Origin of the sequence: uncultured Buchnera sp., from assembly GCF_913776765.1 — a bacterium.
In the GTDB taxonomy this organism is placed as follows: domain Bacteria; phylum Pseudomonadota; class Gammaproteobacteria; order Enterobacterales; family Enterobacteriaceae; genus Buchnera; species Buchnera aphidicola_AO.
This window is the reverse complement of sequence record NZ_CAJYPO010000001.1, coordinates 630890-644038: the sequence shown is the minus strand read 5'-3', so window position 1 is coordinate 644038 and position 13149 is coordinate 630890. Positions and strand designations below refer to the sequence as shown.

16 protein-coding genes and 1 tRNA gene are annotated in these 13149 nt (G+C 21.8%); 14 read left to right on the top strand and 3 right to left on the bottom strand.

All coding sequences use genetic code 11. The features are described from left to right. Positions 1 to 101 precede the first annotated feature (101 nt). The gene (gene gltX, locus QZ401_RS03120) at positions 102 to 1538 is read left to right on the top strand and encodes a glutamate--tRNA ligase (protein ID WP_295164840.1); all 1437 of its coding nucleotides are present in this window, start codon (positions 102 to 104) and stop codon (positions 1536 to 1538) included. Between the two features lie 230 nt (positions 1539 to 1768). Further along, positions 1769 to 1840 (top strand) — tRNA-Ala (locus tag QZ401_RS03115). A 247-nt stretch (positions 1841 to 2087) separates the two neighbouring features. On the opposite strand, the gene fliE is transcribed toward QZ401_RS03115, so the two are convergent. Beyond that, positions 2088 to 2393, bottom strand: coding sequence for a flagellar hook-basal body complex protein FliE (fliE, locus tag QZ401_RS03110; RefSeq protein WP_295164838.1), 306 nt, complete (start codon positions 2391 to 2393; stop codon positions 2088 to 2090). 184 nt (positions 2394 to 2577) lie between these two features. On the opposite strand from fliE, the gene fliF reads away from it, so the two are divergent. From fliF to fliR, 12 genes are all read left to right on the top strand, one after another. After that, positions 2578 to 4272, top strand: coding sequence for a flagellar basal-body MS-ring/collar protein FliF (gene fliF, locus QZ401_RS03105; RefSeq protein ID WP_295164837.1), 1695 nt, complete (start codon positions 2578 to 2580; stop codon positions 4270 to 4272). Further along, a complete protein-coding gene (locus tag QZ401_RS03100) occupies positions 4269 to 5264 on the top strand; it encodes a flagellar motor switch protein FliG (RefSeq protein ID WP_295164836.1) in 996 nt (331 codons plus the stop codon). Before fliF ends, QZ401_RS03100 begins: the two co-directional genes overlap by 4 nt. Continuing rightward, positions 5257 to 5922: a FliH/SctL family protein gene (locus QZ401_RS03095; protein ID WP_295164835.1), complete on the top strand. Its 666-nt coding sequence runs from the start codon at positions 5257 to 5259 to the stop codon at positions 5920 to 5922. Before QZ401_RS03100 ends, QZ401_RS03095 begins: the two co-directional genes overlap by 8 nt. Further along, positions 5883 to 7283, top strand: coding sequence for a FliI/YscN family ATPase (locus QZ401_RS03090; protein WP_295164834.1), 1401 nt, complete (start codon positions 5883 to 5885; stop codon positions 7281 to 7283). The genes QZ401_RS03095 and QZ401_RS03090 overlap by 40 nt, the downstream gene beginning before the upstream one ends. A 35-nt stretch (positions 7284 to 7318) precedes the next feature. Next, positions 7319 to 7777 (top strand): flagellar FliJ family protein, encoded by a 459-nt coding sequence (locus tag QZ401_RS03085; protein WP_295164832.1) that lies wholly within the window; start codon positions 7319 to 7321, stop codon positions 7775 to 7777. Further along, complete coding sequence (locus tag QZ401_RS03080; protein ID WP_295164830.1) at positions 7770 to 8891, top strand: flagellar hook-length control protein FliK; 1122 nt, start codon at positions 7770 to 7772, stop codon at positions 8889 to 8891. Before QZ401_RS03085 ends, QZ401_RS03080 begins: the two co-directional genes overlap by 8 nt. Before the next feature lie 113 nt (positions 8892 to 9004). Next, positions 9005 to 9910, top strand: a complete 906-nt coding sequence (locus QZ401_RS03075) for a FliM/FliN family flagellar motor switch protein (RefSeq protein ID WP_295164829.1) — start codon at positions 9005 to 9007, stop codon at positions 9908 to 9910. A gap of 34 nt (positions 9911 to 9944) precedes the next feature. Further along, a complete protein-coding gene (gene fliN, locus QZ401_RS03070; RefSeq protein ID WP_295164828.1) occupies positions 9945 to 10343 on the top strand; it encodes a flagellar motor switch protein FliN in 399 nt (132 codons plus the stop codon). A 5-nt stretch (positions 10344 to 10348) separates the two neighbouring features. Further along, a complete protein-coding gene (gene fliO / locus QZ401_RS03065; RefSeq protein WP_295164827.1) occupies positions 10349 to 10816 on the top strand; it encodes a flagellar biosynthetic protein FliO in 468 nt (155 codons plus the stop codon). Next, positions 10755 to 11489: a flagellar type III secretion system pore protein FliP gene (gene fliP / locus QZ401_RS03060; RefSeq protein WP_295164825.1), complete on the top strand. Its 735-nt coding sequence runs from the start codon at positions 10755 to 10757 to the stop codon at positions 11487 to 11489. Before fliO ends, fliP begins: the two co-directional genes overlap by 62 nt. Positions 11490 to 11531: 42 nt before the next feature. Continuing rightward, complete coding sequence (gene fliQ, locus QZ401_RS03055) at positions 11532 to 11804, top strand: flagellar biosynthesis protein FliQ (RefSeq protein ID WP_295164824.1); 273 nt, start codon at positions 11532 to 11534, stop codon at positions 11802 to 11804. Beyond that, the gene (fliR, locus tag QZ401_RS03050; protein WP_295164823.1) at positions 11804 to 12580 is read left to right on the top strand and encodes a flagellar biosynthetic protein FliR; all 777 of its coding nucleotides are present in this window, start codon (positions 11804 to 11806) and stop codon (positions 12578 to 12580) included. The genes fliQ and fliR overlap by 1 nt, the downstream gene beginning before the upstream one ends. Positions 12581 to 12713: 133 nt before the next feature. Here fliR and rpmG read toward each other — a convergent pair whose 3' ends face one another. Together rpmG and rpmB are read right to left on the bottom strand one after the other, a co-directional pair. Then, positions 12714 to 12881, bottom strand: coding sequence for a 50S ribosomal protein L33 (rpmG, locus tag QZ401_RS03045; RefSeq protein ID WP_158336884.1), 168 nt, complete (start codon positions 12879 to 12881; stop codon positions 12714 to 12716). 12 nt (positions 12882 to 12893) lie between these two features. Beyond that, positions 12894 to 13124, bottom strand: a complete 231-nt coding sequence (gene rpmB / locus QZ401_RS03040; RefSeq protein WP_158336885.1) for a 50S ribosomal protein L28 — start codon at positions 13122 to 13124, stop codon at positions 12894 to 12896. Positions 13125 to 13149: the final 25 nt, after the last annotated feature.

Here is a 13149-nt window from a genome sequence, read left to right as displayed (position 1 = left end):
TATCTATAATTTAACATTTATAAAATTAATTTATAAAATTCAAAAAAATATATATAAAATATATGAATAAGTTAAGTAAAAATTTTTAGTTTAAGGAATATATGAAAGTAAAAACTCGTTTTGCGCCTAGTCCTACTGGAAATTTACATATTGGCAGTATTCGTACTGCTTTATATTCTTGGTTGTTTGCACGTCGTTATAATGGAAAATTTGTTCTTCGTATAGAAGATACAGATTTTGAACGTTCTGATTTAAAATCTGTTAAATCTATTTTGTATGGATTAGAATGGTTGGGATTAAATTGGGATGAAGGTCCTTATTTTCAGAGTAAAAGATTAGAAAGATATAAAGAAGTCATTAAAATTATGTTAGAAAAAGGCAATGCTTATAAATGTTTTTGCTCGTTAAAAAAATTAGAAGATGAAAGAAAAAAACAAATTTCTAAAGGAGAAAAACCACGATACAGTGGAATCTGTAGAAATTTAAATCAGAGAAATGTTCTTAATAAGAATTATGTAGTACGTTTCAAAAATCCAGTTTCTGGTAAAGTAACATTTGAAGATAAAATTAGAGGAAAGATTGTTTTTCAAAATGAAGAATTAGATGATCTTATAATTCAACGTTCTAACGGAATCCCCACGTATAATTTTTGTGTCGTAATAGATGATTTAGATATGAATATTACTCATGTTATTCGTGGAGAAGATCATATTAATAATACTCCTCGTCAAATAAACATCTTAAAATCTTTAAATGCTCAAATACCTATTTATGCTCATGTTTCAATGATTCTTAACGAAGAAGGATACAAGTTTTCTAAAAGAAAAGATTCTTTAAATATTTTAGAATATTATAAAGATGGTTTTTTACCAGAAGCTTTACTTAATTATATAATACGTTTAGGTTGGTCTTATGGTAATCAAGAAATTTTTAGTATTTCAGAAATGCAAAAATTATTTAATTTAAAACAAATTAGCAAGTCTTCTAGTTCTATTAGTATGAAAAAACTTTTTTGGTTGAATAAATACTATATCAATAATTTACCGTTAAATTATATTTCTGATCTTTTAAAATATCATATAAATTGCGAAAATATTAATTTAGAAAATGGACCTAATTTAGAATCTGTTTTAATCTTATTAAGAAATCGTTATCATACCTTAAAAGAAATTGCGCAGTCCGCTAGATATTTTTATGAAGAATTTAAAGATTTTGAAAAATTAGCTGCTGATCAATATTTAATTCCGGAAAATTATGTTATTTTAAAAAATTTATATGAAAATATAAAAAAAATATCTATTTGGAAAAATGAAACATTATCTACAATGATTAAGAATAAATCTGTTAAACTTAAAACGCAATTAAAAAAAATAAGTATGTTATTACGTGTTGCATTAACAGGAAATATATATTCACCCAATATAAGTTCTATAATTTTTTTGATTGGAAAAGAAAAAACTTTACTGAGATTAAAAAGAGCAATGGTCTTTATTAAGAAGAAAAATATTGATGATCTAAATCATTTAGAGAAAAAATAATGATTAGTCAAAAAAAATAATAAATTATATTTATTTAAAATCTATTTTAGACTTAATTATAAAAAATTTGACACATCTTATTTTTAATAAGATTATGTTTAAGTTTTTATATTTTATATTTGTAATATTTTTATTTTTTATAATTGTATTTTATTCAATTTTTATCATTATTGATTTTAATAGAAAAATAAATTGACAGAATTAATGTGTTTTTATATTGTAATATTTTCGGGGCTATAGTTCAGAGGCAGAGCGTTTGCATGGCATGCAAAATGTCGGCGGTTCGAGTCCGCCTAGCTCCAAAGAAAATGATTATATATTTTTTAAAAATTTTATTTTTATTAACTAATTGATTATCTTATGTAAATTTTGTAGTATTTTTTTAGATTAGTTTAAGCTAACTAAAAAGTTTGACAAAAAAGCTAAATAAAAAGTTTGATAAAAAAATAAAATAATATATTCATTAATTTTTTGTATTTTTAATATCAAAAAATTATACATTCAAAATTCTGTGCTAAACAAAATACAAAATTTAGCACAGTTTTTGAGTTAAACTTGTTGATTCATTATCTCTTTATAAGCTGAAATAATTCTATTTCTTACTTGAATAGCTAATTCCATAGAAATAGAAGATTTTTGTAAATTTATCATTATATCATTTAAAGATATATCGGAATGATTTGATTGGAATTGTTCAATATTTTTTTTTGAATTATTTTGAATATTGCTTATTTCTCCTAATGCTGTTTGAAAATAATTAATAAAATCATGAGATTCTTTGTTTTTTTGTTTGTTTGTATTTAAAAAATCAATTTTTGTATAAATGTTTTTGTCGTGAATACTATCAATAAACATATCTTCCTCTAAATTTTTTATTTTTTTGTTTTTCAATACAATTTTAAAAAATTATTGTATTTTTAATGAATATAAATATTTTATATGTTTTTAATTTATCAGGAAATGTTTTTATTTCAAGTGAAATTTATTATTTTTGATTCAATTATATAGTTAGGATTAACTATCAGATTAGGAAGATGTTATGAATTTCAGTACTATAGAAGAATCAGTTTCAGAAGAGAAAAAAAAATTTAATAATTTTTTATCTTATTTTTTTAAAAATTCGCGTGTTTTAATTATTTTATTTGTATTAGCTGTGATTACTACTGTTTCAATTTCTATATGGCGTAAATCTCCTGATTATCAAGTTTTATATAACAATTTATCCAACGAAGATGGAGAGATTATCATTGATCAATTAAATCAAATGAAAATACCCTATAAATTTTCTGAAAATTCTGGTCAATTATTAGTTCCAAAAAATAAAATTTATGAACTTCGTTTACAATTTTCTGAAAGCAATCCTCTTCATAGAGATATAGGTTATGAAATTTTAGATAAAGAAAGATTTGGAGTTAGTCAATTTGGCGAACAAATTAATTATCAACGTGCTTTAGAAGGAGAATTAGCTCGTACTATAGAAAAAATTAATATTGTAAAAAATGCAAAAATACATATAGCATTTCCAAAAAATTCTTTATTTTTAGAAGATAAAAAAAAACCATCAGTTTCTGTTATCTTAAGTCTAAAATCTAATCGAGGATTAGATCACAGTCAAGTCAATGCTATACTGCATTTGATTTCCAGTAGTATATCTGATTTATCTATAGAAAATATAACAATAATAGATCAATTTGGAAAACTATTAAATAATTCATCATTAGGTATAAATCAAATTGATGATGTAAAACTAAGATATTCTGAAGAAATTGAATCTCGTTATAGAAATAGGATTAAAAATATTTTAGAACCTTTATTAGGATTAAATAATGTTCATGCTCAAGTAACTGCACAAATAGATTTTAATTCTGAAGAAAAAACACAAGAACGATATACACCTAATACAAACTATAAAAATCAAGCAATACGATCTCGTCAAAGTACTGTGAACGACAAGATTAAAAATAGAACAGAAGAAAACAAACCAGAAAAAGTTTTTTCTCAAAATAGTTTTTTTTCAAATAATAATTTAAACAATAAAAGATATCTTGATAATAAAATTAAAAAATCTGATACTGTAAAAAGTAGTCAAGATTTAAAGAATAATATTATAAATTCTAATTCTGATATTAGTCATGATGATACAATAAATTACGAATTAAATCATAGTGTGTCTCATACTAAAATGAATATAGGAGAAATAAAAAGATTATCAGCTGCAGTTATAATTAATTTTGTTAAAGATAAAAATGGAAAATCAGTTCCTCTCAGTATAGAAAAGATAAAAAAAATTAAAAATTTAGTATGTGAATCAATAGGTTATTCAAAAATTAGAGGAGATAGCGTATATATTCTTAATGAATCTTTTGTTCAAAAAAACAAGAATCCTCCTGTTAAATTATTAAAAGATTCTAAGCAATCTAATTTTTCGAATACTTTTTTAAATTTAACACCATGGTTTGTTTCTGTTTTTTTTCTTTTTTTTCTTTTAAAAAAATGTTTTTTTTCTTCTTCATCAACTAATACTTTAAAAAATGATATTAAAGATCATAAATCACATAAAAATAAAAATGAAGAAGATTTAGAAAAAGATAAAAAAGAAAAAATTATTTCTCAACTAAAGGGTTCAAAAGATTTAAATACCGATAAATTAATTCATCAAATTTGCAATATATCTAATCAAAATCCACGTATTATAGCGTCGATTATTCGTCAATGGATGAGTGATAAAAAATGACTTTAAATGGTACTGAAAAAAGTGCACTTTTATTGATGTCAATAGGAGCTGATCAAGCATCAGAAATATTAAAACATTTAACTCCTTTTGAAATTCAAGAATTAGTTACTTCTATGGTTAATATTAATCAATGTTCTAATACGATATTAAATACAGTATTATGTGAGTGCTATGATCTTTTTCTGAAAAAAAATAATTTAATTTGTAATAATGATGAAAACTATATTAGTGATTTGCTGACTAAAACATTAGGAGAAAAACAAGGTCGTATCTTATTAGATGAAGCATTAGAAATTCGTAATATTAAAATGTGTATTCAAGAATTTAATTATATGGAATCAGAAAAAGTAGTTTCTTTATTAGAAAAAGAACATCCTCAAATTTTGACGACAATACTTATATATTTAGATAAAAATCAAGCGGCTAAGATTCTTTCAGGTTTAAGTGAAGAAAAACGTACTGAAATTGTTTTAAGGATTGCAGAATTTAATGGTATTGAAGAGTCTAATTTGATTGATTTAAAAAAAATAATTGATAATTTATCGAAAAGAAAAAAATTAATTTTTTCAGAAAAAGATGGCATAAAAACTATTGCTAAAATTTTAAATTCTATGAAGATAGAACATGAACAAGATGTTTTAAAAAAAATTAATTTACTTAATAAAAAGTTAACTCGTAAAATTGTTAAAGAAATATTTTTGTTTGATAACATCGTTAAAATAGAAGATAAATATGTTCAATGTCTTATCGAAAACTTAGAAAAAGAAAAATTATTTATTGCACTTCAGGGTACCAGTATGTCTGTAAGAAACAAATTTTTTAAAAATATGGACATGGAAAAAGCAAAAAAATTATCTTTTTACTTAGAAAAAAAATCTTATATTTCTGATGTGGCAATAAAAAACGAACAAAAATTGATTTTAATGATGTTTAAAAATATTTTAGATAATGGTATTTTTTCGTTAAAAAAATTAGGAAAATATTATGTCTAATATGGATATAAAAAAAAATTGGAAACCATGGTATCCAGAAGAAATATTTTTGAAAAAATCGAAAAATAATAAAACTTATTTTTGGAATTCGTATAAATTAACAGAAAAAGATTTTTTTACTAATATTGAAAATAAAAAAAATCTTAATAAATTAAAAACAGTAGATAAATTAAAAAACGCTTATTTTAATGAAGAAGCATATAATTTAGGTTTTCAGAACGGTCTTAAAGAAAAAGAAAAAAAATATATTTCATTCACTCATAATTTGGATCAGTTATTATCTAATTTTAATGTTTCTATTTCTTTATTTGACAAAATGTTATTCACACGTTTACTAAAAACAGTATTAATAATTTCTTCTTATATTATTGGAAAAAAAATTGAAATTGATGAATCAATTTTATTAAAAAATATAAAAAAAATAATGAATAATGATAGTTTTTTTTTGAAAAAAAAACAGTTAATTGTTCATCCTAATAATAAAGAAATTTTAGAAAAAATAATAAATAATTCTATTCATAAAGATAAATGGGAGTTATGTTATGACAATAATATAGATATTAACGGTTGTAAAATTCGATCAGAAAATGGTGATATAGATAATACTATTGATGCTAGATGGAAAGAATTATGTCGTCTTGTTTCAGAGGAATGTTGATGAAATTAAGATTTTCTGAATTATTAAACAATTTTTCTTCTTTTGAAAAGAAAATTAATAAACTTTCTGATTTTTTTTCTTATGGTCGTCTTGTTGGTGTTAATGGTTTACTTTTAGAAGTAGTTGGACTAAAAGCACCAATTGGATCTCAATGTTTTGTTGAAAGAATAATAGATGGCAAAATTTTCAATATTCATGCTGAAGTAGTCGGTTTTAAAAAAGAAAAAACATTATTATTTTCTTTTGAAGAGACACATGGTGTTTTTCCTGGTACGCGAGTATTTTTAAAATTTTCTAAAAACACAAATTGTATTGTAAAAAAAATTCCATTAGGAATAGAGTTGTTAGGCAGAGTACTTGATGGTAAAGGTATGCCTTTAGATGGACTTTCTAAATTAAATCCAAAATGTTTTTCTTTTATAGAAAATAATATCACTAATCCATTAAATAGAAAACCAATTACTAAAGTTTTAGATACTGGAATACGTGCTATAAATGCCCTTATAACTATAGGAAGAGGTCAAAGAATAGGAATTTTTTCCAGTTCAGGTATTGGAAAAAGTATTCTCTTAGGAATGATAGCAAAATATACAAAAGCTGATGTAGTTGTTATCAGTTTAATTGGAGAACGAGGACGAGAAGTAAAAGATTTTATAGAAAACATACTTGGTTCAAATGGATTGTCTCGATCTGTAGTAATTGCTGCTCCTGCCGATGTATCTCCTTTATTACAAATAGAAGCTGCTTTGTATGCTACCAGCATAGCTGAATATTTTCGTAAAAAAAATAAACATGTTTTGTTAATTATGGATTCTTTAACTCGTTATGCAATGGCACAAAGAGAAGTTTCACTGTCTTTAGGAGAACTACCTATATCTAAGGGATATCCATCTTCTGTTTTTTCAAAAATTCCTATTTTAATAGAACGTGCAGGAAATGCAAATAATTACGGTTCTATTACTTCATTTTACACAGTATTAACTGAAAGTGAAGAAGATCCTCAAGACCCTATTTCTCATCTTTGTCGTTCTATATTAGATGGACATATTGTATTATCTCGATATTATGCTGAATTAGGACATTATCCAGCAATTGACATTGAGAGTTCTATTAGTCGTGTAATGCCTAATATTATTAGTAATAAACAATATTCTCAAGCTTGTTATTTTAAAAAATTAATTGCTTCTTATCAAAGAAACAGAGATTTAATAAAAATTGGTGCGTATTTGAAAGGAACTGATCCAACTTTAGACCATGCTATTAAAATGTGGCCTATGTTAGAAAAATTTTTGCAACAAAAGCAATCAGAAAAAAGCAGTTATTTATCTTCCTGTGAAGAATTAAATCAAATATTTATTTAATTTTTTTATTTGAGAACTTAATAGGATATTTATTTATGAGATGTAAAAAAAATTTATTCTCTATGTTAGAGAATATAGAAAAAAAAAATATAGAAAAATATACAATAAATATTAAAAATTTATATCTTCAAAAAGAAAAATATGTCAAACAATTAATTTTGCTAACAGATTATAAAAATGAATATTTAAAAAAATTAAAAAGTAAAATAGAATTAGGAATATGTTTATATCAATTAAGAAATTATAACAATTTTATTTTTATGCTGTATTTTCTTATTAAAGATAACGAAAAAAAAATTAAAAAATACCAAAGTATTTTTGAAGAAAGTTTAAAAAAATGGTCTAAAAAACAAATAAAATTAAAAACTTGGAATTATCTACATACAAAACATAGTAAAAAAGTAATAAAAAAAAAATTATTACTAGAACAAATACTCGCTGATGAATTTTCTCAATTAAAAACTTTTGAAAAAGGAAGCTGTTATAATGTTTAAATATCCTGATAATATAGTTTTAGAAGGAAAATTATCAGATAATCAACATTATAATTTGACTTCTTTAAATTTTTCGTCTAAATCTAATTTTAATGAACTAAAAAAAATTTTTATTAATAAAGAAATTGAGTTTGATAATGTTTCTACAAAAGAAAAAAAAGAAAATAATGAAAATATAGTATCTATTAATTTTGTTATTACTAATTTAATAAATATTTTAAATAAAAAAGATACAACATTCAATTGTAGTATTGAGAAAAATTATAAATATAAAACTATACAAAAAAAAAATATAGATAAAAATTTTAAATTAAAAAAATATAAAAAAATAAATCTAGAAAAAGAAAATAATACAGAAAAAAATGAAAAATATAAAAAGTTTATAGTACATCCAATATTTAAAAAAGCGACAGAAGTTAAAAACCAATTAAATGAATTTAAACAAATTAATATATTTAATAATTTTAAAGATAAATATTCTTTTAGAAAAGATAGGTATTTGGATATAAAATCTAATCGAAATATTGTTTCAAATAATAAAATTTTAACGTCTTTTAGAAATTATAAAAATAATAAACCTAATTTGTTTTTTTTAAAAAATGTAAACAAAATCAGCAATATAGCAACTTATGGAAAAAATACTATCAAGGATAGTAAGTATAAAAAATATTTTAAATTTGACACTAATGCATTAGAATTTCTTAATTCAAAAAAAAACGATAAGTGGAAAAAAGCAATTAATCATCAAATATTGCTTTTTATATCAAATAAAGAAAATAAAGCAGAAATATTTTTTAAACCAGAATATTTTGGTTCTGTAAATATAAAAATTAAAATGAAAAATGATCAAGCAACATTAAATTTTGTTTCTAGTCATAATGAAATTAAAGTTTTTTTAAAAAATTGTGTTCCATTTTTGAGACATGCACTAATTAAAAATGGCATTCAATTAGAAAAAATTAATATTGATAACTCTTCTTTTTCAAAGAAAAATATTTATAAAAAAATAGCAAAAAATTCTCTTTTTGATGAACATAAATTAAAAAAAACATCTGATTTTAAAGAATATTGTATAAAATTAATTCAGTGTAAATTAATTGACATATACGTTTAAAAAAAAATGTTTGATATATTTTAAAATAAAAATTTTAATTACGTTTTTAATGCTTAAGAAATTAGCATTTAAGATAATCTTTTAATAACTTTTACCTATGAGGTGCTTTATAAATGGGCAAAAGTACTAATTTAGATAATACACATAAAATAATTTATAAAAAAGAAAAAAACTTAGATGATTTTTTAACTCAAAGTGAAATAACAAAATTAGAAAAAATTAATCAAAAATTTATAAAAAAAATAATAATGATTTTTTCTACTTTTATTAAAAGTGATATCAAACTAAATTTTCATACAGTAAAGATTAATAGTTATACAAATGATGATAAAAATTTTCACTATTTATATTCTAATTTAATAAAAATAAAACCTTTAGAAAGAAAATCTTTTATATTTTTTTCACCTAATTTACTATCTACTTTTATAGATTTTTTATTTGGAGGTAAGGGTAATACTATAAATAAAATAGATATAAAAAAAGAAATTACTTATTCAGAAGATTTTGTTAATAAGAAAATAGTAGAGTTTATCATAGACACTTACTGTAAATCCTGTAAAGATTTTTTTTATATAGATATAAAATTTCTTAATTTCAATATCATTGACTTAAAAAAGAATTTTTTTTCTACAAATAATCCTTTCATAACTAATTATTTTGATTTCAATTTAAATGGTATAAAAATATTTTTAAGTATTTTGATCCCCCTTTCAACAATAAAACAAAAAAATAAAAAAATACTCACTTCGTTAGATACAAACATATCTTTAAAAAGTACAATTTTTAAAGAAAATATTTTTATTGAACATGTATATGAAATTGAACTAGATGTTATTGCAGAGCTTATTATATCCTCTATTCCCAAATATAAATTTGATAATTTACGTGAAGGAGATGTGCTTTTAATTGAAGATCCTGAAAAAGTTATAGTACATATAGAAAAAAAACCAGTTTTTTTAGGAAAACATAAGATTTTTGATGAAAAATCTATTATTTTTTTAGAAAAATTTCTTCATTAGAACTTTGAAAAAAGTTAATATAAGGAAAATTATAATGAATCAAATACAAAAAAAAGGTAATTTTAACAAATTTGATGATGATAATATAAAACAAAATAATGATAAAAATTTTAATAAAAACTTAGCTGACGAAGAAAAAAGAAAAAAGTTAAATATTTCTAATAACGAATTGTCAAAAGAAAAAAAAATACTTTTCGATATAGCAGTTAATGTAACTATAGAATTAGGAAAATCAAAAGTAAAAATAAAAGATTTATTAAATTTTTCAAAAGGAAGTATGTTATTCTTAACAAGAAAAAAAGAAGATCCTCTAAAAATTTTTGTAAATAATAAATTAATTGCTTTAGGAGAAATTGTATTTTCAGATAATAAATATGGCATTCGTATTATTAGTATGAATGATTCTTTAAATTGTGTTAATACACCAGTTTGAATTTTATGGAAAATAATTTGTATTCACAAATGGCACCAAATATATTTGAAATAATTTTTAATACTACAAATATTTTTCATGTAATAAGCTCATTGTTTGAAATATTACTATTAATATTGATTTTAAGTTGGATTTTAAAAAAAATTTCTTTATTAAAAATAAATAACAGAAATTCTTATATAAAAACTATTGATAGAATATCTCTTGGACCTAATGAATCTATTGTTATTATCAAAATTGAAGAAATAAAATTAGTATTAGGAATAACAAAAAGTCATATTACTCATCTACATACGTTATCATCTAATTTAAAAGATGATTTGGTTGATAAAAAAAAAGAAATCATTTTACCAACGAAACATTTTAACGATTCTTTAAAAATTTTTGCTAAAATATTTTGGAAAAAAAACAATGTTTTATCGAATTATTCCATTTGTTTTCTTATTTTTATTTTGTCCGTTAGTTTATGCTGATATTCCGGGACCAACAAGTCATATTTTAAGTGATGGAAGTCAAACATGGTCTTTACCAGTACAAACTTTAGTTTTTTTAACTTCATTAACTTTTCTTCCTGCATTTCTTTTAATGATGACGAGTTTTACGAGGATTATTATTGTTTTTGGTTTGTTACGAAATGCTTTGGGAACTCCATATGCACCACCAAATCAAATATTACTTGGTTTAGCACTTTTTTTAACTTTTTTTATTATGTCTCCTACTTTTGATAAGATTTACAAAGAAGCATATCTTCCTTTTAGTCAAGAAAAAATTGATATGGATAAAGCTATTATTAAAGGTTCAATTCCGTTAAAAAAATTTATGTTAAATCAAACAAAAACTTCTGATTTAGAATTATTTTCTAAATTAGCACATATTTCTTCTTATAAAAATAAAGAAGAAATACCAATGCGTATTTTGTTACCTTCATTTATTACCAGTGAATTAAAAACAGCTTTTCAAATCGGTTTTACTATTTTTATACCTTTTTTGATTATTGATTTAGTTATTGCTAGTGTTTTAATGGCTTTAGGTATGATGATGGTTCCTCCATCAACAATATCTTTACCTTTTAAACTAATGCTATTTGTTTTAGTAGATGGATGGCAATTATTAGTAACTTCTTTATCACAGAGTTTTAAAATTTAATTTTGTATATGAAAGAATTTTTTATATAATAAAGGATTTTTTATGACACCAGAATATGTAATGGGACTGTTTCATAGTGCTATGAAAGTTACGTTAATGCTTGCATCTCCGTTATTATTATCTTCTTTAGTTAGTGGATTGATTATTAGTATATTACAAGCAGCTACTCAAATAAATGAACAAACTCTTTCTTTTATTCCTAAAATAATTTCTATTTTACTTGTAATAAGTATACTTGGTCCTTGGATGTTAGGCGTTATGTTAGATTACATGCATAACTTATTTTACAATATACCATCGATTATTATAAGATAATGTTGACGTTTAATAGTTTAGAATTAGCAATTTTAATCAGTAACTTTTTTTGGCCTTTAGTTCGAATTTTAGCATTTTTTTCAACGGCACCTATTTTTAATGATCAAAATATAAATAAAAAAATCAAAATAATTTTATCTATTTTGATTGCTTTTTTAATAAAACCCTTTTTACCTAAAATACATATAGAATTATTTTCTGTTATAGGTTTATTTTTACTGTTTCAGCAAATTTTAATTGGTATAGCTTTAGGATTAACGTGTCAATTTTTATTTGCTGCATTTAATTTATCCGGAGAAATAATAGGTTTACAAATGGGTTTATCGTTTGCTAATTTTTTTAACGTAAATCGGAATATAGGTACTTCTATAATATCGCGTTGGTTAAATGTTTTAACTTTGTTTTTCTTTTTAATACTTAATACTCATCTTTATTTAATTTTTATGTTAATAGATAGTTTTTATAGTATACCAATTGACGTTATTTTTTTTAATTCTAATATTTTTTTTGTTTTATTAAAGTTTTCTGGTAGTATTTTTTTGAATGGTCTTATGTTTATTTTACCAATTATGATTTTTTTATTGTTATCTACCTTAATAATGAGTATTTTAAATCGTCTATCTCCTCAAATATCGATTTTTTCTATTGGATTTCCATTAAATTTATTGATAGGAATATTAATGTTATATTATTTAATGTCTATTTCTTTTCCTTTCTTTAAAAGTTTACTTAATCAATTAATTTCATTTATATCTTATACATTTTTAAAAATGTAGTTTTTATTAAATTAAGAAATATATTTAATTTTTGCTAAAATAAAATTAAATTTTAAAAAAAATTTTTATTTATAAAATAAAGTATAATTTTTTATAAAATTATACTTTAATTTAATAAAAAAATTAATTTTGATTATTTAATTTTTCCTTCATTATATAATATATGTTTTCGAATAACAGGATCATATTTTTTTAATTTTAATTTTTCTGGAGTATTTCTTTTGTTTTTTGTAGTAGTATAATAGTGACCAGTTCCTGCAGAAGAAATCATTTTTATTTTTTCACGATTTTTTTTAGCCATAATATTTAACCTTTATTTTTTTATGGTATTTATTTCTTTTATTATTAATTCTATTCCTTTTTTATCAATACAACGCATACCATGAGCTGATATCCGTAATCTAATAAATCTTTTTTCTTCAGGAATCCAGAATCGATGATATTGAATATTTGGTAAAAATTGTCTTTTTTTTGCATTCATAGCATGTGATCGATTATTACCAATCATTCTTTTCTTTCTTGTAACTTGACATATACGAGACATTTTATATTTTCCTAATTTTAAAAAT

Bases quoted from the DNA above. Each gene is read 5' to 3' on its own strand.
- gltX (WP_295164840.1), top strand. From the start codon at position 102: ATGAAAGTAAAAACTCGTTTTGCGCCTAGTCCTACTGGAAATTTACAT.
- fliE (WP_295164838.1), bottom strand. From the start codon at position 2,393: ATGTTTATTGATAGTATTCACGACAAAAACATTTATACAAAAATTGAT.
- fliF (WP_295164837.1), top strand. From the start codon at position 2,578: ATGAATTTCAGTACTATAGAAGAATCAGTTTCAGAAGAGAAAAAAAAA.
- QZ401_RS03100 (WP_295164836.1), top strand. From the start codon at position 4,269: ATGACTTTAAATGGTACTGAAAAAAGTGCACTTTTATTGATGTCAATA.
- QZ401_RS03095 (WP_295164835.1), top strand. From the start codon at position 5,257: ATGTCTAATATGGATATAAAAAAAAATTGGAAACCATGGTATCCAGAA.
- QZ401_RS03090 (WP_295164834.1), top strand. From the start codon at position 5,883: ATGGAAAGAATTATGTCGTCTTGTTTCAGAGGAATGTTGATGAAATTA.
- QZ401_RS03085 (WP_295164832.1), top strand. From the start codon at position 7,319: ATGAGATGTAAAAAAAATTTATTCTCTATGTTAGAGAATATAGAAAAA.
- QZ401_RS03080 (WP_295164830.1), top strand. From the start codon at position 7,770: ATGTTTAAATATCCTGATAATATAGTTTTAGAAGGAAAATTATCAGAT.
- QZ401_RS03075 (WP_295164829.1), top strand. From the start codon at position 9,005: ATGGGCAAAAGTACTAATTTAGATAATACACATAAAATAATTTATAAA.
- fliN (WP_295164828.1), top strand. From the start codon at position 9,945: ATGAATCAAATACAAAAAAAAGGTAATTTTAACAAATTTGATGATGAT.
- fliO (WP_295164827.1), top strand. From the start codon at position 10,349: ATGGAAAATAATTTGTATTCACAAATGGCACCAAATATATTTGAAATA.
- fliP (WP_295164825.1), top strand. From the start codon at position 10,755: ATGTTTTATCGAATTATTCCATTTGTTTTCTTATTTTTATTTTGTCCG.
- fliQ (WP_295164824.1), top strand. From the start codon at position 11,532: ATGACACCAGAATATGTAATGGGACTGTTTCATAGTGCTATGAAAGTT.
- fliR (WP_295164823.1), top strand. From the start codon at position 11,804: ATGTTGACGTTTAATAGTTTAGAATTAGCAATTTTAATCAGTAACTTT.
- rpmG (WP_158336884.1), bottom strand. From the start codon at position 12,881: ATGGCTAAAAAAAATCGTGAAAAAATAAAAATGATTTCTTCTGCAGGA.
- rpmB (WP_158336885.1), bottom strand. From the start codon at position 13,124: ATGTCTCGTATATGTCAAGTTACAAGAAAGAAAAGAATGATTGGTAAT.